This is a genomic window from Sphingobium wenxiniae, assembly GCF_007830065.1.
GTDB lineage: Bacteria > Pseudomonadota > Alphaproteobacteria > Sphingomonadales > Sphingomonadaceae > Sphingobium > Sphingobium wenxiniae.
Map to the genome: position 1 here is coordinate 140,836 of NZ_VLKK01000003.1, position 25,124 is coordinate 165,959.

Genomic DNA, 25,124 nt, shown 5'->3' on the forward strand with positions numbered 1-25,124 from the left:
CCTCGATCCCGTCCGACACCGGCCACCCCGCTCAAAGAGCGGCAATCAACCCGTCGGACCCTGAATGCGCAAGGCGGCCGTCAGACCTCGCTTACCGCGACTCTGCGATCCGGGAGGCTGTTCTGCCGATCGTGATGCGGTGTTTCGGAAAGCCTGAGCCATGCAGGCAAGGCCCCTCGCGCCGATCAAAAACGGACCGACCCTAATCCTTCGGAACGTCGCCTGTTCCTGCCCGGCGATCCCGATACAGCGCTGCGCGCGCAAGAAGCATGAGCGTGACTGGCGTCGTCAGTGTCACGAATATAGCGATCAGTATCTCGTGCACGACGGGCCGGGATTGAAGCACTGAAAAGCAGGTTATCGACGCGACCAGGATGCAAAGCGTGCCCAGCGTCGGACCCAATGTCGGGGGATGGACACGTTCGTAGAAGCTGCCCAGCCTGATCAGACCAATGGTTCCGATAAGGGTGATCAGCGCGCCCAGCAGCACGAAGACGCCGACGATGAGAGTGGCCCAGAGCGGAAGATCGGGCGCCTGGATCATTCGATCACCTCTCCGCGCATGAGAAACTTGGCGAGAGCCACCGTTCCCGCGAAGCCCAGCAGCGCGATGACGAGAGCGGCTTCGAAGAACAGCGTGCGACCAGTCTGTATCCCGTAGGTCAGGAGCAAGAGCATCCCCGCCAAGTAGAGCGCGTCCAGTCCCAGCACCCGGTCCTGCGCGCGGGGGCCTCGCAACACCCGAAAGGCGGCGCAACCCATGGCGAGGCCCAGGATGATCTGAGCCATGGTGATGGCGAGCGCCAGGATAAGCATGCTCATTCGAAGATTTCCATCAACAGCTTCTCATAACGGTTCTTGATAAGATCAATCCACTCCGCCTCGTCGACCAGATCCAACACATGGATGAGTATGATCTTGTTATGTGCGTCGTGCTGCAGCCACAAGGTGCCCGGCGTGGCGGTGATGATGATCGCAAGCATGGCGAGCGCGTAGGGACTGTCGAGCTCGATCGGGAGCCGCACGAATCCCGATTTTCGCTCGGGTGGTCGAAAGAGGATGATCCTGGCGACCGCGATATTCGATCGTACGATGTCCGCGAACACGGTGACGGGCAGCTTCAACATGGCGGTGCCGAAGCGGATGCGGGGTTGTTCAGGCGCAAGCGGCAGCATGACGCGTGAGAGCAGGACCGCTATCACGGTGCCCAGCAGCACATGACCAGGCGAGAAGCCCGTCAACAATACCCACATACCGAAAAGCGCGACGGCAAGCAGCGGAAAGGGGACAATGCGCTTCATGGCACGGTCTCTCCGGCGCTGGGAGCGCGACGGACGATATCGATATAGCCCGATCGATCGGCGAGGGCGGCGGCCGTCGCTTCCATGTAGCGGAACAGGGGTCCGGCGCCTATCATCAGCGCAAGGCAGGCGGCAAGCAGGACGCCGATCGGCGCGACTTCGATCACGCTCAGCCGGGCTGGCGAATCCTCGGCGGGAGTCCACAAGAGGTCGATGCCCGCGCGCGTGAGCGAGATGAGCGTGGCAAGACCGGAGAGGATGATGAGGGCAATCAGGATCCAGGCGGTCGGCGAGATGACGGCATCATTGAACAGAGCGTCGATGATGGCCAACTTGGCGATGAAGCCTGACAGCGGCGGGAGTCCGGCCAGGAGCAGTGTGCAGAAGATGAACCCACCGCCAAGAATCGCAATCGTACCGGGAATGACGACACCGATTTCGCTTTCCTCCCCGACCACCGCACCGGTATATTCATCATCGAACACAGGCTCGGCGATGCCGGCGATGATATCCTCCTCATCCGTGTTGCGTTCGACCGGTTCGATGATCAGGTAGAGTGCGCCGACAGCCAGCGTCGAACTGACGAGATAGAAAAGCAGCGCTGCCGTGAGCGCCTGACCGCCGATACCGATCGCCGCGAGCAGCGTTCCCGACGAGACCAGCACATAATGGCCTGCGACGCGTGTGAGCGTGCGGGTCGCAAGGATACCCAGCGTTCCGAACAGCATCGTCGCGAAGCCTGCCCAGATAAGCCATTCGTCGGCGAACCCTGCCGCACCGCCGGCGGCATCGCCGAAAAGCAGCGAAGACAGGCGCAGGACGATGTATATGCCGACTTTGGTCATGATGGCGAATATCGCCGCGACCGGAGGCGCCGCGGCCGCATAAGTGCGGGGCAGCCAGAAGCTCAATGGCCAAATACCGGACTTTACCAGAAAGGCGACACCCAGAATCGCGGCGCCTGCTTCCAGGAGCATCAGATCACCGGCTGGAACTGTCGGGATGCGCGTCGCAAGGTCGGCCATGTTGAGCGTGCCGGTCACCGCATAGATCAACGCCACGCCGATCAGGAACAGCAATGAGGTCGCAATGTTGATGGTGATATAATGTAGGCTGGCCTTGGTTCTCTCCGCCCCGGAACCATGGAGGATCAGGCCATAGGAAGCCGCCAGCAGCACTTCGAAGAAGACGAAAAGGTTGAAGATGTCACCCGTCAGAAATGCACCGTTGACGCCCGCGAGCAGCAGCAGGAACAATACGTGGAACCGGGGTCCCGAGCGGTCCCAGCGCGCCAACGCATAGAACAGCGCAGTGAAGCCGAGCACGCTGGTGACGAGGAGCATCAGTGCTGCAAGTCGATCCGCAACGAGCACGATACCGAAAGGGGCCGGCCAGTTGCCAAGCGGATAGGTCCGGGAAGGATCGGCGGCACCCATGTCGAAGCGCCCGTCAGCCTGCCACAGGAGCAGCACGGCAATGACGATCAGGGCGGCCGTAGTTGCCAGGCTGAGCACCCGTTTCAGCGATCGGCGCCGCTCATTGAAGGACAGCATCAGGGCGCTGACGATCATTGGCAGGACTATCGGCGCAACGATCAAATGCTGCATCCAGCCGTTCATTGATCCTCCTCCTCGCCGTCGACGTGGTCGGTGCCGGTGAGACCGCGCGAGGCGAGCAGCACGACCAGGAGGAGCGCCGTGGTCGCGAAGGAGATGACGATGGCGGTCAGAACGAGGGCCTGGGGGACAGGGTCGGCGTAGAGGGCGGGATCGACGGCCTCCTTGCCTATGATCGGCGGTGCGTCGGTGCGCATCCGTCCCGCCGCGACAATGAACAGATTGACGGCGTAGGACAGGAGCGAAAGACCCAGGACGACCTGGAAGGTACGGGGGCGGAACAGCAACCAGAGGCCGGACGTCGTTAGAATGCCGATGGCGAGCGAGAGCACGGCCTCCATCAGTCGATCCTCTCCTGGCCGTCTCCGTCCGCCGGATCGCTCTTTGCCAATCGTCGTGTCGCTGGCGTGCGGATCGACTGGTGGGCGAGGGCGATCAGAATGAGAACGGTCGTGCCCACCACCACGGCGAAGACCCCGATGTCGAACAGCAGGGCGCTGGCTATGGGCACCTGGCCGATAATCGGCAGATCCAGATAGCGGAAATGGCTCGAGAGAAAAGGATAGCCGAAGAACCAGGCAGCAGCCCCGGTCGCGGCGGCGCAAAGCAGCCCGGCGCTGATCCAGCGGACCGGCTGGATATGGAGCCGCGCCTCCACTGAACGGGTGCCGCCCGCCATATAAAGCAGGATGATCGCGATCGAGGCGGTAATACCGCCGGCGAAACCACCCCCGGGAAGATCGTGGCCGCGCACGAGAAGATAGAGCGCGCACGTCAGGATCACGGGAAACAGCCATTCCATGATAATCCGCGGGATGAGCAGGTAATGTCTGGCGGTGTCGCCGAAGGCGTTGCCCTCGCGGTCGTCATCAAAGGCATTCTGCACTTTCTGCTGGTCGGGTATCTCTATGCTCTCGGCGGCCGGGCGGAAGCGCCTGAGCAGCGTGAACACTGTCAATGCGACGATCGACAGCACGGTGATCTCGCCTAGCGTATCGAAACCGCGGAAATCGACGAGAATGACATTCACGACATTGGTGCCGCCGCCGCCGCGATAGGCTTGCTCCATGAAAAAACGTGAGATGCCGTTCGGTGGGGGACGGGTCATGACCGCATAAGCGATTGCCGCCGCGCCGGCGCCGCCCAGAACAGCCAGCAACAGGTCGCCGCCGCGCCGAAAGCCGACCTGGAAAGGAATATGCCCGTCGCGCCAGATATCCGGCAGACGCTGCGGCAGCCAGCGAAGTCCAAGCAGCAGCAGGACGAGGGTAACGATTTCCACGAGCAATTGTGTGAGGCCAAGATCGGGGGCCGACAGCCAGACGAAGCTGATGCAGGTCGCAAGACCGGCAACGCCCACCATGGCGAGCGCGGCAAGGCGGTGGAACTTCGCCTGCGTGGCCGCACCGATCGCCGCGGCGGCGCCGAGCAGCCACAGCACGGCGAAGACCGGGTCGAGAAGGGTCTGGTCAAGCGCGCCAAGGCTGTAGCCGAGCGAGAGAAAGGGCAGGCTCCCGGCGGCGAGCGCAGTGACGATCAGGAGGCGCAGCTGAACCTGCTGCCGGGTCGTGCTCACGAGCCGATAGGCGGCGCGCGCTCCATCGATGAGTGCGGCCAGCACCGCCTCGAACGTCCGCCTGCCCTTCAACCGGCCGATAATGGGCGAGTGGGCCACCGCATTGAGACGACCGCCAAAAAGCCGGTACAGGATTACGCCGCCCACAAGCGCGATGGTGCTCATCAGCAGGGGCAGGGTGAAGCCGTGCCAGACCGCGAGGCTGTAGGCGGGAGTCCTGTCGCCAAGCACGGATCGCACGGCCATGTCGAGCAAGGGGCCGATGGTGAGCGCCGGGATGGTGCCGACCAGGACGCAGAGGAGAACGAGGATCTCAATCGGCAAGCGCATCCAGTGCGGCGCCTCGCGAGGAGTATGGGGCAGGCCCGTCGGCGGCGGTCCGAAGAAAGTCTGATGAATGAAGCGCAGCGAATAGAACACGCTGAACATGCTCGCCAGCGTCGCGAACACAGGCAGCCCGCGGTCGAGTAGCGTGCCGCTATGTGCCTCCAACGCTTCGGCGAGGAACATCTCCTTCGATAAGAAGCCATTGAGCAGCGGAACGCCGGCCATCGCCGCGGCGGCGACCATCGCCAGCGTTGCCGTGATCGGCATGAAATGGGCAAGTCCGCTCAGCTTGCGAAGATCGCGGGTCCCGGTCTCGTGATCGATGATGCCCGCGGCCATGAACAGCGAGGCCTTGAAGGTCGCATGGTTCACGGTGTGAAAGATCGCGGCCACCGCCGCCAGTGGGCTGCCCAATCCCAACAGCAGGGTGATAAGCCCCAGATGACTGATCGTCGAGTAAGCCAGAAGGCCTTTCAGATCGTGCTGGAAGATCGCCGCCCACGCCCCCAGCAGCAGGGTGGCGAGACCGGTAGTCGCGACGATCAGATACCAGCTTTCGGTTCCGGCAAGGACCGGCCAAAGCAGGATCAGCACGTAGATACCGGCTTTTACCATCGTCGCCGAATGGAGATAGGCGGACACTGGCGTGGGCGCTGACATGGCGTGGGGTAGCCAGAAGTGGAAGGGGAACTGCGCGCTTTTGGTGAAGGCGCCGATCAGGATCAGGATCAGGGTTGGCAGATAGAGATCATGGTCGCGGATCAGCTCACCCTTCGACAGGACTGTGTCCACGTCGTAGCTGCCGACTATCCGACCGAGCAGCAGGAAGCCGACCAGCAGGCATACGCCGCCTGTCGCGGTCATGATCAGCGCCATGCGCGCGCCGTCGCGCGCGCTCTGATTGTGGTGCCAGTAGCCGATCAGCAGGAAGGAAAAGAGACTGGTCATCTCCCAGAAAAAGACGATTTGGAGGAGATTACCCGACAATACGATGCCCAGCATCGATCCCATAAACGCCAGGAGGAACGAAAAGAAGCGCGGGACCGGATCTTCGGGCGACATGTAATAACGCGCGTAAAGCACGACGAGCGCGCCGATCCCGAGGATCAGGAGAGCGAAGAGCCACGAGAAGCCGTCGATCCGCAAGGTAAGGTCCAGACCAAGCGATGGCAGCCAGGGCACGGCATGAAGAACGGTGTTTCCGCTCGACACGACGGAATAAAAGCTGATCAGCAATACCAATGCGATCAGCGCCACCAAACCGGCAAGGGCAGAGGCCCAGTTTCGCGCGCGGGCCGGCAGGAATGCAGCGACCAGACTACCCAGGAAGGGGAGCGCGAGAATGAAGAATGCTAATCTCGCATCGGTCATGCAGCGTAAAATGTCCTTAATGGGCGCGCGGCGGCCTCATGAGCAGTTTCAGCCTTTATGGTTGGAATATGGCCCCCGAGGCAAGGCTTTGTGCATGTTTGTTTGCCTCGTGACGGCAGGTGTTCAGGCAAAAATTGCACCCTATGCACGGCCGCCTGCCGTCGCGACCATGCGACGTGCATCAAGCGGGTAAAGCGATGAGCAGGGAGGGAGTGCCGGTGAGTCTCAGATGGGAATCCGGTCTACTTGTCAGATACCATGCGGGGACGATGAGAAGGTCGCCTTCCAGCGTCCCGACAGCCGTTTCGCCGTGCTGCCGATCAACCCATCGAATACCGCGCCGCCCTCAAGAAGAGCGGAGCGCGGGACGGTCGTCAAGCGATCTTGGCCAACGTCTGATTGTGGATCGGGCGATCGGCGCATATGAAGGCTTGTGGCCGGGGCGTTACTCCGGCCACGCGCGATCAGAACGGATAATTGACGCCATAATATCCATAGACTTCGCGGCCATAGTCGCGATCGAACGCCGGTTCGGCGTCGCTCGCATAGCGAGGCGCCTTTTCGAGCACGGTCTTGTCGAGGTTGACGACATAGCCGCCCTGTTCGGTCTCATATGTGAGGACGTCCCATGGGAGCGGATAATAATCGCTGCCAAGTCCGAACAGGCCGCCGAATTGAAGGACGGCATACTCGACCTTGCCTGAGCGCTTATCGACCATGAAGTTGTAGATGGAGCCGAGCTTTTCGCCCTGGGCGTTATAGACGGTGGTTCCTTCGACCTTATTGGAGGCGATCAGACGATTGGTTTCGTCTGTGGCGATGTCGGTCTGAGCCATGAAATGCTCCTTTTGCACGAGGGTGTTCCAGGAGAACGATGTCAGGCTCCGATCTATCCGTCAGCCGAAGACATGATGGCCAATGATCGCCGGATTGCACCGCATACGTGCTGGGCTGAGCCCAGGTTCCGATCCATGGGCGCGGAGCCGCGTCATCCTTGTCGAGGGGAAGCGCCGGCTTAAGGGTCGCATCATTCTCGGCAATTGGGCTGATCCGCGCTGCTGCCCCGCGAGCGCCACCGACATGGCGGCGGAACTCCAGAACGCCGCGACCTTCCCCTTGCGATCATGCCCGCTCAGCCTCAAGGACCCGAACGAAATCATGGAGAAGTGTGCGATAGAGATTCTTTCGTTCCTGCACGGCAGCGGAGCGGTTGGACAGGCTCACCACTAGCGGCAGACCGCAATGTGGCGCCGGCATTGGCATCGCAATGGTGGCTACTGCATTGGCTTCGGTAAAACTCCCCAGGAGATAGCCGGTGGCGCGGATTTGCTGCAATTCACTGAGCAAGGCGGTGCGCCGCCCCGCGTCCAGTCCGATTTCGCGACAAAGTTCAAGGACCTCAAGTTCGGTCGCGGTGACCAACAGCGCCTTGCCCAGCGTGCTTTCCACCAGCAGCAGTTTGGTGCCGCTTTCGACGGGATGACTCCATCCGGCCGGCGCGAGCGATTGCACGATCTGGACGAATGAACCGGTCCTGGTCGAGATCATGACCAGCGCGCCTGACGCCCGGAAGAGCCTTTCCAGCTCGCGCTGAAGAACGTCCTGGCCGTAATAAATGCCGTCGAGCCACGACGCGAGACGGGAAAGCCGCGGCGACGGATAATATACCTTCAACCGTGGGTCGAACACGATATAGCCTGAATCGGCCATGCTTTTCAGGAGTTGGTTCAGGCTCGACGGGCTTAAATTCAGGCCGTTGGCGATCTCGATCGCGCGCAAGGCACGGCTATGAGAGGCCATGAAGTCGAGCACGTCGAGCGCGCGCGTGGCCGTGCGGGACAAATTACGTCGAACGCCGGGCCATTCTATATGTCCATAAGCCGGATCGGTTGCGAGCAAGCGCTCTTGTTCCACCAACAAATTCCTCTCGCTGGCATAGTCCATCGAAGGATTGGCCCAGTCAAGCGAACATGGCGTTTCTCCGTATTTGCGGAGAAACGCCATGTTTGCAGAGTTAAGCCGTAGGCCCGCCATGTGATGCTTCTGGTGCAAGCTTGCCAAAGCCACTCCGGACGATCTAGCCCCATTAGGCCAGCCAGAGCTTTGAGGAGAGAATTGCGGTGGAGGATATGTTCGGATTGATCGACAAGGTTGCAATCGTCTGGGGTGGGGGCTCCGGCATGGGCGAGGCAACCGCTTTGCGGCTCGCTCGTGCTGGATGCGACGTGGCGGTCGTCGATCTCGACATCGCCCTCGCCGAAGCGGTGGCCGCGAAGATCAGCGCACTCGGTCGCCGCGCAATCGCGCTTGCCGCCAATGTGACGGATGAGCAGCAGGTCGATCGCGCCGTCGCTGAAACCGAAAGCGGGTTGGGCCCGATTGGCGTTATGGTGACTGTGGTCGGCATGGCGGGCTTCGGTCCCGTGCTGGACATCACCAGCGAGCAATGGGATCGCGAGCAGTCGATTAACCTGAAATCGGTGTTTCTGACCGCGAAATCGGTCGCCCGTACGATGGTGCGCAATGGCGGCGGCGCGATCACGGCGATCTGTTCGGTCAGTGGGCTAACCTCGGCTCCGCGCCATGCCAGTTATGGCGCGGCGAAAGCGGGTGTCGCGCATCTGGTGCGATCGATGGGAGCTGAGTTAGCCCCGCGAATCCGCGTCAATGCAGTCGCGCCCGGCACCATCGAAACACAGCGTGTGAAGGCGACCGAAGAGCGCATCGCGGCGATTGAGCGTCGCGTACCGATGGCGCGCATGGGCAGCGTCGACGAAATCGCGAAGGCCGTGCTGTTCCTTTCTTCCGACCTGGCCAGCTTCGTGACCGGGCAGACTCTTGCCGTCGACGGAGGATGGACCAGCCAGTTCCTGATGGATGCGCATGATTCGAGTTCGACCGACAAGGACATCGACTGGGAAAAGGTTTCAAACACCTGAATCAACGCCGGTTCAGTCCGGAGAGGAGGCTTGGATGCTCACCGAAGAACAGAATAAATTGCTGACCGAAGTCGAGGGCGAGGCACTGATGGGGCGCTACATGCGTGAGCGCTTCTGGATTCCATGCGCGCGCGTCGATAGCCTGGTCGCAGACGGCGCGCCGAAACTCGTGCGGCTTTTGGGAAAGAACTACGTCGCGTTCCGGGCGACCGATGGCCGCGTGGGAATGTTCGACGAGGCCTGCCCGCATCGCGGGGTCTCGCTGACGCTTGCGCGAAACGAGGACTGCGCGCTGCGCTGCATCTTCCACAGCTGGAAATTCGATGTGTCCGGGCGAGCGGTCGAGGTGCCTTCCGAGGGTGAGCGATCAGCTTCGTTCGCCCAAAAGGTCAAGCTGAATCACTATCCGACGTTCGAAGGGGGCGGATTGCTATGGGTCTGGTTGGGCGATGGCGCGCCGCCGCCGCGCCCGCCATTGCCGTTCCTCGATCTCGCCCCCGAGCAGGTGTGGATCAGCCGGACGCTGTCCGCATGCAACTGGCTCCAGGGGGTCGAAGGAACGCTTGATTCGGTCCATGTCGGCACGTTGCATCAGAGCTGGATAGCCAAAGTGCGTGACAGCAAGCGCAACGAGACGATCGGGCATACCCTCAACGTGCCGCCGCGCTACGAAGTGGCCGAGACTCCATATGGTCTGCGCGCGGCTGCCCTGCGCAGATTGAATGAAGACCAACAATATGTTCGCGTGACCGAATATGTCATGCCGTTCATCTCGCTGGTCCCGGGAAGCATGAGCGACCGGGAGGGCAGCATGTTCATTTCAGTACCGATGGATAATCAAAACCACATGCTGTTCTGGGGTTTTTGGAAAGAAGATGCGCTTCACGAACCATTGAACGAGCGCGGGTTGCGGACCGATGAGCGCGACCTTGATCACTATGCGAGCTTCAAAGGCGATCGCGAGAATGCATGGGGGCAGGACCGCGCAGCAATGGCGGACGGGCACTTCACCGGTTTCCTCGATTGCCTGTTGCAGGAGGACGTCGTGGTGCAGGCGAGCATGGGCCGGATTGTCGATCGGACGCGCGAACAATTGTGCGCGAGTGACGTCGCCGTGGTCCGTGCGAGAAGGCGCTTGCTAAATGAACTCGCTATGTTCGAGCGAGATGAGCAGGGCATAGCCCCACGAGATCCTGAGCTGGCGGTTGTTCGCCCGATAGACATGGTGTCGGGCGCGGGCACTGGCTGGCGGGAATTGCTCGCGCACTAGCGAACTTGACGAAAAACTAAGGGATTCGGGCACGTCGGACCGTTCGGGTCGGCGCCGATGCCGCGCGCCCAATCACACACAAGAATAAAAAAGGGAGAGGAAAAATGAGGACACTGTCAATCGGCGTGTATCGAAACCGGTTACTGGCGAGTGCAGCTTTTGCTGCTACAATCCTCTGGGGCCAGGTTGTGTCGGCACAGGATGCTCAATCAGTGGCCGATCCCGTACAGGATGTTGAGCAAACCACCGACAGCGGCCGGGAAATCATCGTCACGGCGCGGCGTCGCGAAGAAAAGTTGCAGGACGTCCCGATTGCTATCACCGCGCTGTCGGCCGACAGCCTGGCTGCCGCCAACGTCACGCGCGTGCAGGACATCCAGCAGAAGGTGCCCGGCCTGACGATCCAACCCACCGCATCGGGCCCGAACACGCTGGCCCCCGCCATCCGCGGCCAACGCCAGTTCGACGCCTATATCACCAAGGATCCGGCGGTGGCGGTCTATTTCGCCGACGTGGTGCAGAATCGCCCGCAAGGACTCAACTCCGCCCTGTTCGATCTGCAATCGGTGCAGGTGTTGAAAGGGCCGCAGGGTACGCTGTTCGGCCGCAACACTACTGGCGGCGCGCTCATCATAACGCCGGCCGAACCGACCAACGCGTTCGGGGGCTATGTCACCGCCGCCATCGGCAACTACGAGATGCGCCGGCTGGAAGGCGCGATCAACATTCCGATTTCGGACACGCTGCAACTGCGCCTCGCCGGATCGCTGACCCGTCGCGAAGGGTACACGCGAAACTACACGACTGGGCAACTGCTTGATGACGATCACAAGAACAGCTGGCGCGCGTCGCTGAAATGGGAGCCTGCCGACTGGTTTAGCAATCGGCTCGTACTGAATGGATTCGAAGCCGACGAGAATGGCGTCGGCTACCGGGCAATCGGTATCAAGCTGGGAACCCCCGCAGCGAACTTGTATCCGCAATTGCCCGCGATCTTCGCCGCGCAGAACGCGCTGCCGTTTCACAGCACGACGTCGAACCTCGTCAACTTCACTGATATCAAGACCTTTGGTCTGTCCAACGTCACCCAGGTCGATCTTGGCGGCATCACGTTCAAGAACATCTTCGGCTATCGCTACGTCTACTCCTACGTGAATTTCGATTATGACGGCCTGCCGATCGAGGCGTTCCGCTCGGACGAGTTGTCGCGGTCGCGCCAGATCAGCGACGAGGCGCAATTCCTGGGTGAGGCATTCGGCGGCGATCTCAACTATATCTTTGGCGGATTTTATTTCCGCGAAAAGGGTTTCAATTCGATGTCGTCGCTCTCGCTCGGCAGTCCACGCCCGAACATCGGCGATCCGATCGTCAACCGGTCTTATTCGTTCTTCGGGCAGGTGAACTACAGATTGCCATTCTTGCCCGGCGTCTCGGTCACCGCGGGCGCCCGCCAGACCTACGACGAACGATTCCTGCGGACCAAGAGCACGACCAATGGCGTGTGCAGGCTGCGTGATGCAAACGGTATGCCGCTCAATCCATGCCAGACCGATCTCAGTACCGATTTCGACAAGCTCACCTACACGCTGAGCGTCGATTGGAAAATCAACCCGGACGTACTGATCTATCTTGCCCATCGCCGTGGTTATCGTACCGGCGGCTATAATTTCGGCGGCAACACGCTTGCAGAACTGGCGCCGTTCCGGCCCGAGGTGGTCGAGGATTTCGAGCTTGGCGTGAAGACTGAGTGGCGGCTGGGCGATGTACGCGGTCGCTTCAACATTGCGGCCTATACGCAGGATTACACCGACATTCAGCGCAACGTTGGCTTCTTTGTCAACGGGGCTTTTGCTACCACGATCATCAACGCCGCATCGGCAAAGATCAACGGTGTCGAAATGGAATTGAGCGTCACGCCCGTGCGCAATCTGGATTTCAGCTTCGCATTCTCGCACGTCGATTTCAAATATAACAAATTTATTGATCCGCGCACCGGTGGCGACCTGAGCAACTCCGAAGTCGCGGGCATCCCCCGCTATTCGCTCAACGCCGACGTGACCTGGACGCTGCCGCTCGCGGGCGATGCGGGCGACGTGGTCGCGCGCGCCGACATCTATCATCAGACTCACACGAACCTGTCGGATACGAATGTCGACGCAACCACCGGCATCATCTCGCCGACATCGATCATTCCGGGTTACACGCTTGTCAATGCGCGGCTCGAATGGCGCAACGTCATGGGCAGCGGTGCATCCCTCGCCTTGTTCGGCCGTAACCTGCTCGATGAGCAATATTACTATGGCGGCGTTGACCTGGCGCCACAGATCGGCGTGTCGGGCGCGTTCACGGCACTGCCGAGAACCTATGGCCTCGAAGCGACCTTCCGGTTCTAGGCGCACACGCTATGGATCTGGGACTGAGCGGAAAACAGGCGCTGGTGACCGGCAGCAGCGCCGGTATCGGGTTGGCGATCGCGCGTACACTGGCTGCCGAAGGCGTGCGGGTATGCATCCATGGCCGCGACGCTGCACGCTGCACGGCAATCGTCGAAGATGTCGTGGCGAATGGCGGATCGGCCACGATGGTCGTTGCTGACGTCGATGCCGACGGTGCGCCGGCGAGGATCGCCGACGCGGCGCTCGGCCAGCTAGGCGCGGTCGATATTCTGGTCAACAATGTCGGTGGGCGCGTTCGATCGGGCATGTCGGTGGACTGGTTCGCCATTCCGCCAGCATTGTGGACTGAGACCTATGCCCGCAACGTCACCTTTGCAGTCGAGCTCATTCATCGGCTGGCCGGGCCGATGCGCACCCGGCGCTGGGGGCGGATCATCAACGTCGCAAGCGTCGTTGCGACGCATCCATCAGGTGGCGTCGGCGAATATTCGGCGGCGAAGAACGGACTGGTGAATCTGTCGCTGGGTCTCTCCAAGGCGCTTGCGGGTAGCGGAGTAACCGTGAACAGCGTTTCCCCCGGACTGATCCAAACGGGCGCCGCCGACAAATGGTTGGCGGCGACCGCGCGCGATCGCGGGTTCGGAGACGACCTGAAAGCTGCCGAACAATGGGTGTTGGCGAATTCGCTGCGGCAGACGGTCCACCGCTGGGGGATGCCGCAGGACATCGCCTATGCGGTTTGCATGCTGGCCAGCCCAAGCGCTGATTTTCTCAACGGAATCAACTTGCATGTGGACGGCGGAGCGACACAAGCGGTTCATTGATACGGGGACGAACATGGACCAGGACGAAATCGTGGCGCGGTTGTCCATTATGGACACGCTCGCCACCTATAATTTGAGCGGCGATGCGGGGTTGGCGGATCGGATCGCCGCCACGTTCGCGGACGATGGCGTGCTCGATATCGGAACACGCATGTTTCAGGGCAAGGAAGCGATCCTCGCTTTTTACCGCGAGCGGCAGGCGGTGCGACTGGAGGACATCCGCCTGGCGCGACCGGCCCGTCATTTCCTATCGACCAGCCGGATCATCGTCGTGGCGTCCGACGATGCGACCGCCTTTTCATACTTCCTTCTTGTCCGCTGCGGCGTGAACGAGCAGGTGGGCAGCTATGATGATCGTTTCCGACGGCGGCCCGACGGACGTTGGCTAATCGCGCACCGCAAGGTCGACCTGAACTGGAGCAGTGAATGAATAAGGCGGCCGCAACCGAACGTGTGCCCGGCAAGGCTTGGCTGACGCTGGCAATCCTGCTGCTGATGTACGTGGTGTCGTTCATCGACCGTAATATCCTTGCGCTGATGGTCGAACCGATCAAGACGGACCTTGCCATCAACGATTTCCAGATCAGCCTGTTGCAGGGGCTGAGCTTCGCCTTCTTCTTCGTGTTGTTCGGACTGCCGATGGGATGGCTGGTGGACCGGTCCTCGCGTCGTAAGATCATCTGGCTGGGCATGACATTCTGGTCGATATCCGCCGCTGCCGCAGGGCTTGCGCGCAGCTTCGGCCAGTTGGCGGTCGCGCGGTTCGGTGTCGGTGCAGGGGAAGCTTCGCTCTCGCCATCGGCATATTCGATGTTGAGCGATCTGTTCCCGCGCAATCGATTGTCGTTGGCGATCAACATTTTCGCGGCGGGTTCTTCGATCGGCTCGGCTTTCGCCTACGCGCTCGGGGCGGTTGCGGTCTCCTATGCGGTAAGCGGTGGAACCCACAATGTGCCGCTGCTGGGCGAAGTGAGGTCGTGGCAATTTGTCTTCCTGATCACCGGCCTACCCGGTATATTCATCGCCCCACTGATTTTCCTGACTCCCGAACCCAAGCGGCGGCACCGGAACGTAGACCGTCCCAATCTGCGCATGCTGCGCAGCTATTTATCCAAGCGACGGGCATATCTTTCATTCACTTTTCTGAGCGTCGGCATGTGCACGCTGCTTGCCTATGGTACGGCAGCGTGGTTCCCAACCTATCTTCTCCGGACGCATGGACTAGCAATTCGCGACGTCGGAATATTGGTCGGCTCCATTGGGGCAACCACGGGCATCGCAGGCTTCGTGTTCAGCGGATGGATGTCTGACCGCTTGCTCGCACGCGGACGCGGAGACGCACATATGCGGCCGATTCTCGTCGGTGCCATTGTGATGACTGTAATGGCGGTGATCGGATTCGGCCTGACGCACAACCTCGTCATCAGCCTGTTTGCCTATGCCACAATCCATTTCGTGCTGCCATTTTCGCAGGCAATGACGGCGCATGTCCAGCTGACTACGCCGAACGAATTTCGTGGCCAGGTATCCGCGCTCTACCTTTTCGTTCATAATCTGATCGGCCAAGCACTCGGACCAAGCGTGATCGCGGCCTTCACGCAGTTCGTTTTCCTCGACCCGGGCAAGGTCGGCCTGTCCATCGCGTTCACCTTTGCAATCTTCGGCACGCTGGCGATAGTGCTGCTGTTAATAGATCTCCCGCTTGCGCGCGAAGCGATTCGGCAGGCGGACGAATATGTGCTCTCGGAGAAGAACCCAACATGACAGATTTCAGCGAATGTTTGCGTGCGGCTATCCACGCGACGCCGGAACGGCCGGTGATGGAGTTCAAGGGGCGCGTGTTTACGGCTGGCGAACTCGCCACCTACGGCGATGCGCTGATCGCGATGATCGAGGCGGCGGGCGTGCCAGAAGACGCCGCGATCGGCATCATCCTGCGCAACCGCCCAATTCATGCTGCGGTCGTCCAAGGCCTGGTCGCCATGCGGCGGCCGATTACGACCATCTATTCAATGCAATCGGCTCAAGCCATCGCCGCTGATCTCGATGCATCCCGTTTCGCGGTTGTGGTCGCCGACCAAGAGGACTGGAGTGAGCCAGTGGCCGCAGCCGCCCGCCGTAACAATACGGTTGCGATCGCGCTCGACCTGGGCGCCGAGTCTGCGGTCGAGCTGGTCGGAGAACCTGTCGAGACAATATCGGCCGACTATCGTCGGATCGTGCCTGAACCGGGCATCGAAATTCTGTCCAGCGGGACGACAGGGACACCTAAGCGTATTCTATTTCCATATCGCATGCTGATCCGGGCGGTCGAGAGTATCACTTATGGACGCGGCAGCGAGACCTTATCCGCGGACATCGTGACCCTGCCGTTCACGGGTATTGGCGGAATGTGCGGCGTTGTTGCCCAGCCCTTGGTGGCACGATATTCGGCACTGCTCGAGAAATTCAATGTGCCGGAGTTCGTCGATGCCGCGCGACGGTTGCGTCCGACGCTGCTTTCGGGGCCGCCGACGATTCCGCGAATGCTAATGGACGCAAATGTGGCACCTGAAGACCTTAGCAGTGTGCGCTACTGGTATGGCGGTGGCTCGCCGTTTCCGCCCGAACTTCAGGATGAGTTCGAAGAGCGCTATGGGATACGAACGATATGGGCCTATGGCGCTACCGAATTCTGCGGCACGGTAATTAGCTGGACGATCGATCTCGACCGCGAATATCGGCAAGCCAAGCGCGGAGCGGTGGGGAAAGCTTTGCCCGGCGTCGAGCTTCGTGTCGTGGATGTCCAGACGCACACGGTGCTGACGCCGGGTAAGGCGGGATATCTCGAAGCGCTGATCCCGGCTATCCGCCCCGATTGGATACGCACCACGGATATCGTGGAAATCGATGTAGATGGATTTGTATGGCATCATGGTCGCGGGGATGGTGCAATCCTGCGTGGCGGATTTAAGATATTGCCGGAGAAGGTTGCCGAAGCGCTGCTGGTCCATCCGGCTGTACTGGACGCGTGCGTGGTCGGGCTCGCGGATCGAAGGCTTGGGGAAGTCCCTGCGGCGGCGGTAATGTTGCGCGACAATGCCTTATCGGTAACTGAGCCCATGTTGATCGAACATGTTCGCACTCTTTTACCTGCCAATCATGTCCCGGCGCGAATTTGCATCCTGCCGGAGCTTCCTCGGACAACCTCCTTAAAGATCGATCTTTCAGCCGTTCGATATCGCATTGAGTTAGAAATGGGCGCTGAGAACGATGCTCCTGCCGTCAATTCGGCCTAGCTCCACAGGGGCCGCAGGAAGTCAGCATGGAATTCGGCCGAGTAAAGATTTGAGTTCATCCGCAGGCATACGCCCGTTCGATGACATGGCTTGTTCCTTGCTACTTTTGTTCTGGACCTAGTGCGCCCGCCGCAGGCTCAGGCCGAGTCCGATCCATCCCGCGCCGGCGAAGATGAGATCGATGGCGAGCAGCGTGCCGAGGATGAACAGGCTCGAGACAGGCCACTGCGCCAGGATCAGCACGCCGAGGAGCAGCGTAATGCAGCCGGAGAGCAGCACCCAGCCCCAGGGTGTTTGCGATTTCATGCTCAGTGCGAGGGTGATCCGCATGATGCCCGAGACGATGAGCGCCGCGCCGAGAATGAGGGTGAACACGGATGCCGCCAGCAGCGGATTCTGGAATGTGGCGAAGCCCGCGACGATGTAGAGCATGCCGAGCAGCGCCCAGAGCAGGAACTTGCCCCATGACTTGATCTGGAATGCGTTGACGACTTCGGCGACGCCGGCGATCAGCATCATGACCCCGACGACGAAAACGCTTGCCACGGTCGCCATCACCACGCTGCCCAGGGCGATGATTCCCGTGACGAGGTAGACGACGCCCAGGGCGACGATCCATCCCCATTTGCCGCGTAACGGTGCGATGGCGCCGCGAAGATCGGATGCGTTCAGCGTCCCGGATGTGCCGTTCATGATAGCCTCCTTACTTTTCGGTTCACCAATTATGCGATTTCGACCATCCCTCGACCGTGGCCATGTTCGCAGACCGTGCGAGATTTTGCCTCAGCCGTTCGAGATGATCGCGTGCACCATCGGCGTCGCGACACGCACGGCGAACGGCTCGATCAGCGAACGGATCTGATAGGCATCGCGCAATGCCAACGTCCCGAGGAAGGCCTAGTTCTCGGGACTTTCCGAACTGGATTGTTCGTTGTGCGCGCGAACGAACACGCCCCGGCCATTCTCGACCTGCACCAGTCCGGCCGCCGACAGCGCCGAGATCGCTTCGCGGCCCGAGGCCCGGCTCGCGCCCAACCTGGCCGCGATCTCGCATTGGGAGGGGAAGGGCTGACCTGGGTCGATTTTCTCTTCGACGATCATCCTTTGCGGTTCGATCGACACCTGGTCCGCGACGGTTCTCCGCGCGCCGATTGTGGGCTTCGTCACGCGTCCCGCCGCCGACCCTGTTTTGCGATGCACACAAGCTTAGGCTACCTCCAGCGGAAATGCTCCACAAAATCTCGACAACTGGTTTTACCCGCAGGAGTCGTCCGAAGGCTGTATTTCATAGCCTGTCGTACCTGAGACGCAAAGATTTGAATCGCTTACCGCCATGAAGAGCGCAAATATCGCTTTGTGGATGAATCGGCTCCGCGAGCCGCTGCACCGCCTCGTCAGGGCGATGGTTTATGTCGAGCGGCCGCTTGCGAAGCGTTTTATGGCCAAGGACCAGGCGACGGTGTTTGCAAGGCCTGGGGCTTCGCGATGATCGTCGCGGTCTCGGAGGAACGGGCCATCGCCGAACGCCTGTTGGCCGATGAGGCTGCCGCCACGTCGAGGCGGAGCAACCCCGCATCACTGCGAATCCGTAGCGCAAAACCCTAAATGAAGAAAACCGCCTTTTGATGGATTTCTACTAACCAATTGAATTATCTAAGTTTTATGGTGAGCCCTGCTGGGTTCGAACCAGCGACCTACTGATTAAAAGTTCAGGAATCAGAGGAAAATCTAAGGAAATCAGCGCCAATCATGGTCCGCGGGACAGTGTTTTCACGACATTTAGGTAAACCTGAGCCGCTCAAAGAGAGCGTGATTTCGGTGCTCAGGCCGGTACTTTTCGGAGACCTAAATGGCCGTATTGAATATGACGGAAGCCCGCATCCGTGATCTTCCCCTTGGATCTGGCATCCACCGCGACGAGCAGGTGAAGGGGCTGATGGTGATCTGCCATGCCTCTACCAGAACCTATGCCGTGCAGGGCGACGTGCGCCGCAACGGACGCCATGTTCGGACTGTACGCGTGAAGATCGACCGGTGCGATCGCATCGGGCTGCGTGAGGCCCGCAACCGCGCCAAGTCGCTGATGAGCCAGATACAGTCTGGCGTCGATCCGACGGCCGGGCCTGCGGAGAGCGGCATCACCCTGAAGCAGGCGCTGGACGCCCACCTGTCGGAAAAGACATTCAGCCCGCGAACCAGAGAGGGCTATTTATACCACCTCGACCAGTACCTCTCGAAGTTCCGAAACCGGGCCGTGACCGACATTTCTCGGCAGGAGGTGCGTGACCTGTTCGACAGCCTGAAGCGGAAGCACGGAGAGACGACCGCGGCAAGCGTCATGCGGACCCTCCGCGCGGCCATCAATACCGCGATGAGGCTGGACGAAACCATCAGCGGAAATCCGGTTGCGGCGTTGCGGGTGCCTTCCACGAAGCGCCGCCAGGTCGCTGCACTGGACCTCGATGGATGGTGGAAGGATGTTGAGGGACTCGCGCCGATCCGCCGCGACCTGCACATCGCGATGATGCTGACGGGCGCACGCAGGTCGTCCTTGCTCCAGGTGCGCCGTGATGACGTTGACCTTGAACGTTCCATCCTGAAGTTTCGCCACATGAAGACGGGCGGCCAGATGCTGTTCCCGATGGGGATTAGGCTCACAGAGCGATTGCGGGCGAGGATGGAAGCCGACGCGCCGCTCGGCAGCGAATGGCTGTGGCCTTCAGCAACGAGCGCATCGGGCCACATCGAGGAGCCGCGCGAGGATGGTCTGCCGAGCCCGCACGAGTATCGTCACCATGCCCGCACCCTGTTCATTGCGGGTGGGGTTCCTTATGCTGAGTCCGCCCTTCTGCTCGGCCAGAAGCTGCCCGGCGCCTCAGGCGGATATGTCCATGCCGAGCACCTTGTCGAGCATCTGCGGCAGCACGCGCAGGCGCTGGAAGACCTTGTCTGCCGTTGACCGGCGGCGTTTCGGGCGGGGCGTTCGCTCCGCCCGAAAAAATTTTCACCTGGGGGTCGAAGTGTTGATCCGATCGTAAGGTGATCTGGGTTATTCATGGTCACAGAAATTCGATGTGAAACAGAGGACGAGCCGATCCCTTAGCGGGTGGCCTTCACTGGCGACGACTGAACCGCCTCCTCAACTGATCGTGCAGGCGACAGCCACGCAGACAGTTCGGTCATGCAAGCAACCCCTGTCCCGGTGCAGCAACGCACCGGGCAATTAAGGAGTCTGCGCATGACGCGCGAGATAATCGAAGACATCGTGACGGGGGCCGTTCGCCGCGCTCTCGGTACCAATACGTCCAGTCCTTGGCTGGATAGCGAGTCCGCCGCAGCCTATCTCAGCTGCACTCCCGGCACTATGAAGACCTGGCGGTCGCGTGGTGAGGGGCCGAACTACCACATCATCCAGCAGAAGCTCGTCCGCTACCACATGGACGATCTCGACGCCTTTGTGCGCGGGGAGGTGGCCCGATGAGTCTGTCTGGAAACGAAAACGCCCCCGGGAGCGGCTCCGGGGGCGTTCAGAATGATGAAGAGCTTGGAATGGGGCGCTTCGGAAACGACAATGGCGCTACCACGCATCCCACGGCGCCCTCGTTCAAGCCGGAGCAGCTCGACGCCTTCCAGGGCACCGGGTTCGAACTCATTCCGCTGAATGCCTGGAACGCCCTCGACGCCAAGGGGCGGAAGATCGGCAAGGCTCCGACTGGCAAGGGCTGGCGCAGCCGACAGCCGCTCGACTCCGACGAGGCCGTGCAGGCAATGTCGGAGGGGCGCAACATAGGAGTGCGCCTGCGGGCGTGCGATCTCGTCGTGGACGTCGATCCGCGGAACTTTCCTCCGGGTACCAACCCGCTGCGCCAGCTTCAGGAAGACTTGGGAATTAGCTTCGCCGACTGGCCGACCGTGGTGACAGGGTCGGGGGGCCTGCACGTCTATATGCATAGACCAGACGATCTCCCCGTGAAGGAGAGCGTCGATGCCTACCCCGGCATTGAGTTCAAAACGCATGGTCGGCAGGTGGTCGCGCCTGGGTCAATCCACCCAGACACACGGAGGCCATATCTGTGGGACGATCTCGGACCCATGGTGGCCGACGGCGTGCCAGACGCGCCAGAGGCGCTGATGAATCTGGTTCGGCGGCCAGAGAGGAGTTCGGCGGCCGAAGGTTGTGAGATTGACGCCGAGCAGCTTGCCGAGATGCTGACGGGACTCAATGCCGAAGACTATCGCGATCAGGGCAAGTGGCTGGAGCTGATGATGGCCTGCCATCACGCAACGGCGGGCGCGGGTCGTGATGAATTCATCGCTTGGTCTACTTCGGCCCCCTCCTACTCGGATCAGGGCTATGGGATTGGTCGTCGTTGGGACAGTCTGAATGTGAATTGCGAAGGTGGCGTCAAGATCGGTACGCTTTACAAGGCGCTCCATGATGCAGGTAGGGGCGACCTGATTCCGCGTCCGAGCGCCGAAGACGACTTTTCGGACGCGCTCGACGATCAGACGATGGACCGGGTCATTGCGGAAGCTGGGGGCAATAGCGAAGTCTCCTTTGTCGACAGTATGAACGAGAAGTTCTGCGCGGTGCTGGAGAATGGAGACTTCAGCATCTACATGACGGATGTGGATGACCTATACATTCCGCCGCGGACGATCATGACGCGGCTCAGTCGGTCGGCGTTCCGCTTCTACCACGAGAATGAGTTGATAACGCTTCCGGACCAAAAGCGACGGGTCAGCGTAGCCGACGCATGGCTGGCTCACCCCAGGATGCGCAAGTATCCCGGCATCGTTCTCGACCCCGACAATCGCGAGACCCGCAAGCTGAACCTCTGGCAGGGATGGGCGATAGATCCCAAGATTGGGGATTGGTCGCTGATGCGCAGAGAGCTTATCGAAGAGGTGCTGTGCGCTGGCAACCCCGACCACGCGGACTTCGTCGTGCGGTGGATGGCATTCATGGTGCAGAAGCCCGGCATCCGTCCAGAGGTTGCCATAGCGTTCCGCGGAAACGAGGGGACTGGCAAGGGCACTCTCGGCCGGGCGCTGATGCGAATTGCCGGGCGCCACGGGATCACGGTATCCTCGCCGAAGCAGCTTGCGGGCAACTTCAATGCCCACCTCCGCACGGCCGTGTTCGTTTTTGCGGATGAGGCGCTGTGGCCGGGCAACAAGGAGGCGGAGGGGACGCTGAAGCAGTTGGTCACCGAGCCGGTCATCGCGTTCGAGCCAAAGGGCAAGGATGTGATCCAGGGCCGCAACCTTGGTAAGCGCGAATTTCTGCGCACCTAGGCATTGGAGTATGCTGCTGGGATGAGGTGTCCACCAACATGGAGGTGGACACCCGTGACGATACCGATTGGCCCCTGTGGTCTTGAGACAATAAGAGTAATGAGCAACGGCCGGCGGCGCTACGATCCCGCGGGCAAGGATCGATTGGTTGAGTCCTGTCTTCGACCGGGCGTGTCGGTGGCCGGCCTGGCGTTGCAGCATGGGGTGAACGCAAACCTGTTGCGCAAATGGGTCGAGAAGCGGCGGCGGCGGGATATGAGAGGACAGCCGGTTGCGGCAAAGTTGCCGGATACTGTGGCATTTGTCCGCGTGGAAACCCCGCCGGTGCCGATGGTGTCGCCCGCTGGCGGGATCGCGCCCCATTCTGTCGAGCGGTTGTCCTCGGCGCGACTGCAGGCGTCGATGCCCAACGGGGTGACGCTGACGCTCGAGGGATGCGACCCGCAGTTGTTCGCGGTCATGATCGGTGCATTGGGGCGTTGCGATGTTCCGCCTGTCGCCTGATCTATCCGTCTATCTGCACCGGGAGCCGATCGACTTCCGGGCCGGCATCAACAGCCTTGCCATCATCGTCGAACAATCGATGGAGCTCAATCCGATGGCGCGGGCGGTCTATGCATTTTGCAATCGCCGCCGCAATCGGGTGAAGCTTTTACTTTATGATCGCTCGGGTTTTTTGATGGTTTTGAAGCGGCTCGAGGCAGATCGTTTTTATTGGCCACGCGGCCAGCAGGCGGTAGTGACGCTGACAACGGAACAGCTGCACTGGCTGCTGGACGGCATCGACCTTGCGGCGGTACAACGCCATCCCGAACGGCACTATCGCAGCATGGGCTGACCCCCTTGACGTGCCTTGCCGAGTCCGATTCAAGATCGGGATGAATCGCGCACCGTCAACGAAGGAACTGGAAGCATTGATCTTGGCCCACGCGGCCGAGATCGCGGCGCTCAAGGCCCAGAATGACAGGCTTGCGCAACGGGTTGTCACGCTTGAGGAGGAGTTGCGCCTGGAGCGGGCGCATCGTTACGCCCCGCGCAGCGAGAAGATCAGGGACCGCATCTTCAACGAAGCCGAACAGGCTGCTGCGGAAGAAGAGGTGCCGGATGATGACGCCGAGCCATGGGTTGTACCGGACACGGGACTGCCCGAAGGCGAGAGGCCCGAACCCCACAAGCGCGGCCGTAAGCCGCTGTCGGCGGATCTGCCTCGTCAGCGCGTCGAATATGACCTTCCCGAAGGCCAGAAATCCTGTCCGTGCTGCAACAAGCCGATGCACCGGATGGGCGAGAATGTTACCGAGCAACTGCACATCGAGACCAAGGCCACGGTGCTGCGGAACGTCCGGTTCAAATATGCCTGCCGGCACTGCGAGAGGACCGGGATCAATACGCCGGTCGTCACCGCGCCGATGCCGGCCCAACCCCTGCCGGGCAGTGTCGCCACGGCTGCGACACTCGCTCTGGTTCTTGCCAGCAAATATGTTGACGGCACGCCGCTGTACCGACTGACCGAGGCGCTGGCGCGCGCCAATGTGAGTGTCAGTCGCGGTACGATGGGTCACTGGGTGATCCGCACGAGCGAAAAACACTTTGAGCGCATATATGACGTCCTGAAGGAAAAGCTCAGGGGCCAGGACGTGATCCACGGCGACGAGACGCGGGTCCAGGTTCTCAAAGAGAAAGACCGCAAGGCACAGGCCCAATCGTACATGTGGGGCTATCGCAGCGCCGAGGGAGCCAAGGAACCGATCGTGCTGTTCGATTATCAGCCCGGTCGCGGCCAGAAATATCCGCAGGCCTTTCTGGCTGGTTACACCGGCCAGCTGATGAGCGATGGCTATGATGCCTGGCGTACGCTCAAGGGCGCCGCCCATTTAGGATGCATGGCTCACGCACGGCGGAAATTTAACGATGCGCTCAAGGCGAGGAAGAAGGCCAGTGGTCCATCGGTGGAGGCACTCAAGTTCTTTGAGGCCCTGTATGAGGTCGAGAGGCTGGCAGGCCAATCGCCGCCCGATGGTGAAACGCGCAGCGATTACACCCTGCGGCTGCGCCAGGAACACAGCGTGCCGGTGTTGAGCGCGTTCAAGGGGTGGCTGGACAAGCAGGCCAGTCAGGTCCTGCCCGAAAGCTTGACCGGCAAGGCGATCGCCTACACCCGCAACCAATGGGAATATCTGATCCGCTATGCCAGCGACGGCCGTGCGCCGATCGATAACAACTTGCTGGAACGCGACATCCGAATCTTTGTCACCGGAAGAAAGAACTGGCTGTTCAGCGATACCGTTGCCGGTGCTAGGGCAAGCGCCGTCATCTACAGCCTCGTGCTGACATGCAGGGCATGCGGCATCGACCCTCATGCCTGGCTGACCCACCTGCTCACAGAGCTACCTCAACGCGGACCAGAAACCGACATCGAGGATCTGCTGCCGTTCAACTTCGTTGCACGAAACGACGCGCGGGCAGCAAACACCAGCTGACCCGGGTATCCCGCGTCAATCAAAGCCCATCTGGTTCCCGCCGACGGCAACGCCCCGCGGCTCACAAAGACGTGCGCCAAAATGCGCGCTTACCAACCTTGTGCACCTCATGCTTGCGTCCAATGAGGATTGGATAGTGCCAGCCGGGAAGGACGCGAGGCGTTTCGCGGTCTTTGATGTGACCGAAGCCAGGCGCAACGACACAGCATTCTTTGGTCAACTTAACCTCTCTTATTCACGACGCTCGGTTTCGGGTCCGCTCTGGGCATTTGCTGCGGCTGGCTGTATTGCGCGGACGACCGGCATCGCTGGCGTTTGTTTCACCGCATTCGGATTGATGGGCTTTTCGGGTTGAAGGGCTGGGCTCGGAGTTCTGCGGCGCTGCCGCATGGGCTACGTCGGCGCAGGCTTCAGCCGGAGAACGAGGGCGCGGAACAGGTCGGCATCC

The 25,124-nt window shown here is 60.9% G+C and carries 23 protein-coding genes; 13 read left to right on the top strand and 10 right to left on the bottom strand.

Going from position 1 to position 25,124, the window contains the following annotated elements; translation table 11 throughout:
• Positions 1–202: 202 nt before the first annotated feature.
• The 8 genes from mnhG to IQ35_RS05055 all read right to left on the bottom strand — a co-directional run bounded on the left by mnhG (position 203) and on the right by IQ35_RS05055 (position 8,195).
• On the bottom strand, positions 203–544 hold the full coding sequence (mnhG, locus tag IQ35_RS05020; RefSeq protein WP_184205043.1) for a monovalent cation/H(+) antiporter subunit G: 342 nt from the start codon (positions 542–544) through the stop codon (positions 203–205).
• Positions 541–822, bottom strand: a complete 282-nt coding sequence (locus IQ35_RS05025) for a K+/H+ antiporter subunit F (protein ID WP_021246670.1) — start codon at positions 820–822, stop codon at positions 541–543. The genes mnhG and IQ35_RS05025 overlap by 4 nt, the downstream gene beginning before the upstream one ends.
• A complete protein-coding gene (locus tag IQ35_RS05030; RefSeq protein ID WP_145072147.1) occupies positions 819–1,301 on the bottom strand; it encodes a Na+/H+ antiporter subunit E in 483 nt (160 codons plus the stop codon). The genes IQ35_RS05025 and IQ35_RS05030 overlap by 4 nt, the downstream gene beginning before the upstream one ends.
• Positions 1,298–2,920 carry a monovalent cation/H+ antiporter subunit D gene (locus IQ35_RS05035; protein ID WP_145072148.1) on the bottom strand — a complete coding sequence of 541 codons (1,623 nt, stop codon included), beginning with the start codon at positions 2,918–2,920 and terminating at the stop codon, positions 1,298–1,300. The genes IQ35_RS05030 and IQ35_RS05035 overlap by 4 nt, the downstream gene beginning before the upstream one ends.
• The gene (locus IQ35_RS05040) at positions 2,917–3,258 is read right to left on the bottom strand and encodes a Na+/H+ antiporter subunit C (RefSeq protein ID WP_145072149.1); all 342 of its coding nucleotides are present in this window, start codon (positions 3,256–3,258) and stop codon (positions 2,917–2,919) included. Before IQ35_RS05040 ends, IQ35_RS05035 begins: the two co-directional genes overlap by 4 nt.
• Entirely contained in the window at positions 3,258–6,191 is a 2,934-nt protein-coding gene (locus IQ35_RS05045) for a monovalent cation/H+ antiporter subunit A (RefSeq protein ID WP_145072150.1), read from the bottom strand. Before IQ35_RS05045 ends, IQ35_RS05040 begins: the two co-directional genes overlap by 1 nt.
• 464 nt (positions 6,192–6,655) lie before the next feature.
• Positions 6,656–7,027, bottom strand: a complete 372-nt coding sequence (locus IQ35_RS05050; protein ID WP_021246665.1) for a PRC-barrel domain-containing protein — start codon at positions 7,025–7,027, stop codon at positions 6,656–6,658.
• 286 nt (positions 7,028–7,313) lie between these two features.
• Positions 7,314–8,195 (bottom strand): helix-turn-helix domain-containing protein, encoded by an 882-nt coding sequence (locus IQ35_RS05055; RefSeq protein ID WP_158636584.1) that lies wholly within the window; start codon positions 8,193–8,195, stop codon positions 7,314–7,316.
• 125 nt (positions 8,196–8,320) lie between these two features.
• Here IQ35_RS05055 and IQ35_RS05060 point away from each other — a divergent pair, with 125 nt between their 5' ends.
• From IQ35_RS05060 to IQ35_RS05090, 7 genes are all read left to right on the top strand, one after another.
• A complete protein-coding gene (locus IQ35_RS05060) occupies positions 8,321–9,130 on the top strand; it encodes an SDR family NAD(P)-dependent oxidoreductase (protein WP_021246663.1) in 810 nt (269 codons plus the stop codon).
• A gap of 34 nt (positions 9,131–9,164) precedes the next feature.
• On the top strand, positions 9,165–10,400 hold the full coding sequence (locus IQ35_RS05065; RefSeq protein WP_158636585.1) for a Rieske 2Fe-2S domain-containing protein: 1,236 nt from the start codon (positions 9,165–9,167) through the stop codon (positions 10,398–10,400).
• Positions 10,401–10,612: 212 nt separating this feature from the next.
• A complete protein-coding gene (locus IQ35_RS05070) occupies positions 10,613–12,793 on the top strand; it encodes a TonB-dependent receptor (protein ID WP_021246661.1) in 2,181 nt (726 codons plus the stop codon).
• A 44-nt stretch (positions 12,794–12,837) separates the two neighbouring features.
• On the top strand, positions 12,838–13,620 hold the full coding sequence (locus tag IQ35_RS05075; protein ID WP_206751995.1) for an SDR family NAD(P)-dependent oxidoreductase: 783 nt from the start codon (positions 12,838–12,840) through the stop codon (positions 13,618–13,620).
• 13 nt (positions 13,621–13,633) lie between these two features.
• Complete coding sequence (locus tag IQ35_RS05080) at positions 13,634–14,050, top strand: nuclear transport factor 2 family protein (protein ID WP_158636586.1); 417 nt, start codon at positions 13,634–13,636, stop codon at positions 14,048–14,050.
• On the top strand, positions 14,047–15,384 hold the full coding sequence (locus IQ35_RS05085; protein ID WP_145072155.1) for an MFS transporter: 1,338 nt from the start codon (positions 14,047–14,049) through the stop codon (positions 15,382–15,384). Before IQ35_RS05080 ends, IQ35_RS05085 begins: the two co-directional genes overlap by 4 nt.
• On the top strand, positions 15,381–16,898 hold the full coding sequence (locus IQ35_RS05090; protein ID WP_145072156.1) for a class I adenylate-forming enzyme family protein: 1,518 nt from the start codon (positions 15,381–15,383) through the stop codon (positions 16,896–16,898). Before IQ35_RS05085 ends, IQ35_RS05090 begins: the two co-directional genes overlap by 4 nt.
• Before the next feature lie 117 nt (positions 16,899–17,015).
• On the opposite strand, the gene IQ35_RS05095 is transcribed toward IQ35_RS05090, so the two are convergent.
• Positions 17,016–17,591 (bottom strand): HdeD family acid-resistance protein, encoded by a 576-nt coding sequence (locus tag IQ35_RS05095; protein WP_021246656.1) that lies wholly within the window; start codon positions 17,589–17,591, stop codon positions 17,016–17,018.
• 204 nt (positions 17,592–17,795) lie between these two features.
• Positions 17,796–18,065, bottom strand: coding sequence for a FadR/GntR family transcriptional regulator (locus IQ35_RS05100; RefSeq protein ID WP_145072157.1), 270 nt, complete (start codon positions 18,063–18,065; stop codon positions 17,796–17,798).
• Positions 18,066–18,762: 697 nt separating this feature from the next.
• Here IQ35_RS05100 and IQ35_RS05105 point away from each other — a divergent pair.
• The 6 genes from IQ35_RS05105 to tnpC all read left to right on the top strand — a co-directional run bounded on the left by IQ35_RS05105 (position 18,763) and on the right by tnpC (position 24,676).
• Positions 18,763–19,857, top strand: a complete 1,095-nt coding sequence (locus tag IQ35_RS05105; protein ID WP_199739917.1) for a tyrosine-type recombinase/integrase — start codon at positions 18,763–18,765, stop codon at positions 19,855–19,857.
• A 279-nt stretch (positions 19,858–20,136) separates the two neighbouring features.
• Positions 20,137–20,379, top strand: coding sequence for a helix-turn-helix domain-containing protein (locus IQ35_RS05110; RefSeq protein WP_145072159.1), 243 nt, complete (start codon positions 20,137–20,139; stop codon positions 20,377–20,379).
• Positions 20,380–20,447: 68 nt separating this feature from the next.
• The gene (locus IQ35_RS05115) at positions 20,448–22,196 is read left to right on the top strand and encodes a bifunctional DNA primase/polymerase (protein ID WP_158636587.1); all 1,749 of its coding nucleotides are present in this window, start codon (positions 20,448–20,450) and stop codon (positions 22,194–22,196) included.
• Between the two features lie 99 nt (positions 22,197–22,295).
• Positions 22,296–22,700: an IS66-like element accessory protein TnpA gene (gene tnpA, locus IQ35_RS05120; RefSeq protein ID WP_242003285.1), complete on the top strand. Its 405-nt coding sequence runs from the start codon at positions 22,296–22,298 to the stop codon at positions 22,698–22,700.
• Positions 22,681–23,034 carry an IS66 family insertion sequence element accessory protein TnpB gene (gene tnpB / locus IQ35_RS05125; protein WP_145072162.1) on the top strand — a complete coding sequence of 118 codons (354 nt, stop codon included), beginning with the start codon at positions 22,681–22,683 and terminating at the stop codon, positions 23,032–23,034. The genes tnpA and tnpB overlap by 20 nt, the downstream gene beginning before the upstream one ends.
• Before the next feature lie 40 nt (positions 23,035–23,074).
• Positions 23,075–24,676: an IS66 family transposase gene (gene tnpC / locus IQ35_RS05130; RefSeq protein ID WP_145072163.1), complete on the top strand. Its 1,602-nt coding sequence runs from the start codon at positions 23,075–23,077 to the stop codon at positions 24,674–24,676.
• The last annotated feature ends 448 nt before the right edge of the window (positions 24,677–25,124 follow it).

Coding starts and splice junctions, on each gene's coding strand:
- mnhG (WP_184205043.1), bottom strand. CDS start 544: ATGATCCAGGCGCCCGATCTTCCGCTCTGGGCCACTCTCATCGTCGGC.
- IQ35_RS05025 (WP_021246670.1), bottom strand. CDS start 822: ATGAGCATGCTTATCCTGGCGCTCGCCATCACCATGGCTCAGATCATC.
- IQ35_RS05030 (WP_145072147.1), bottom strand. CDS start 1,301: ATGAAGCGCATTGTCCCCTTTCCGCTGCTTGCCGTCGCGCTTTTCGGT.
- IQ35_RS05035 (WP_145072148.1), bottom strand. CDS start 2,920: ATGAACGGCTGGATGCAGCATTTGATCGTTGCGCCGATAGTCCTGCCA.
- IQ35_RS05040 (WP_145072149.1), bottom strand. CDS start 3,258: ATGGAGGCCGTGCTCTCGCTCGCCATCGGCATTCTAACGACGTCCGGC.
- IQ35_RS05045 (WP_145072150.1), bottom strand. CDS start 6,191: ATGACCGATGCGAGATTAGCATTCTTCATTCTCGCGCTCCCCTTCCTG.
- IQ35_RS05050 (WP_021246665.1), bottom strand. CDS start 7,027: ATGGCTCAGACCGACATCGCCACAGACGAAACCAATCGTCTGATCGCC.
- IQ35_RS05055 (WP_158636584.1), bottom strand. CDS start 8,195: ATGGCGTTTCTCCGCAAATACGGAGAAACGCCATGTTCGCTTGACTGG.
- IQ35_RS05060 (WP_021246663.1), top strand. CDS start 8,321: ATGTTCGGATTGATCGACAAGGTTGCAATCGTCTGGGGTGGGGGCTCC.
- IQ35_RS05065 (WP_158636585.1), top strand. CDS start 9,165: ATGCTCACCGAAGAACAGAATAAATTGCTGACCGAAGTCGAGGGCGAG.
- IQ35_RS05080 (WP_158636586.1), top strand. CDS start 13,634: ATGGACCAGGACGAAATCGTGGCGCGGTTGTCCATTATGGACACGCTC.
- IQ35_RS05085 (WP_145072155.1), top strand. CDS start 14,047: ATGAATAAGGCGGCCGCAACCGAACGTGTGCCCGGCAAGGCTTGGCTG.
- IQ35_RS05090 (WP_145072156.1), top strand. CDS start 15,381: ATGACAGATTTCAGCGAATGTTTGCGTGCGGCTATCCACGCGACGCCG.
- IQ35_RS05095 (WP_021246656.1), bottom strand. CDS start 17,591: ATGAACGGCACATCCGGGACGCTGAACGCATCCGATCTTCGCGGCGCC.
- IQ35_RS05105 (WP_199739917.1), top strand. CDS start 18,763: ATGACGGAAGCCCGCATCCGTGATCTTCCCCTTGGATCTGGCATCCAC.
- IQ35_RS05110 (WP_145072159.1), top strand. CDS start 20,137: ATGACGCGCGAGATAATCGAAGACATCGTGACGGGGGCCGTTCGCCGC.
- IQ35_RS05115 (WP_158636587.1), top strand. CDS start 20,448: ATGGGGCGCTTCGGAAACGACAATGGCGCTACCACGCATCCCACGGCG.
- tnpA (WP_242003285.1), top strand. CDS start 22,296: ATGAGCAACGGCCGGCGGCGCTACGATCCCGCGGGCAAGGATCGATTG.
- tnpB (WP_145072162.1), top strand. CDS start 22,681: ATGTTCCGCCTGTCGCCTGATCTATCCGTCTATCTGCACCGGGAGCCG.
- tnpC (WP_145072163.1), top strand. CDS start 23,075: ATGAATCGCGCACCGTCAACGAAGGAACTGGAAGCATTGATCTTGGCC.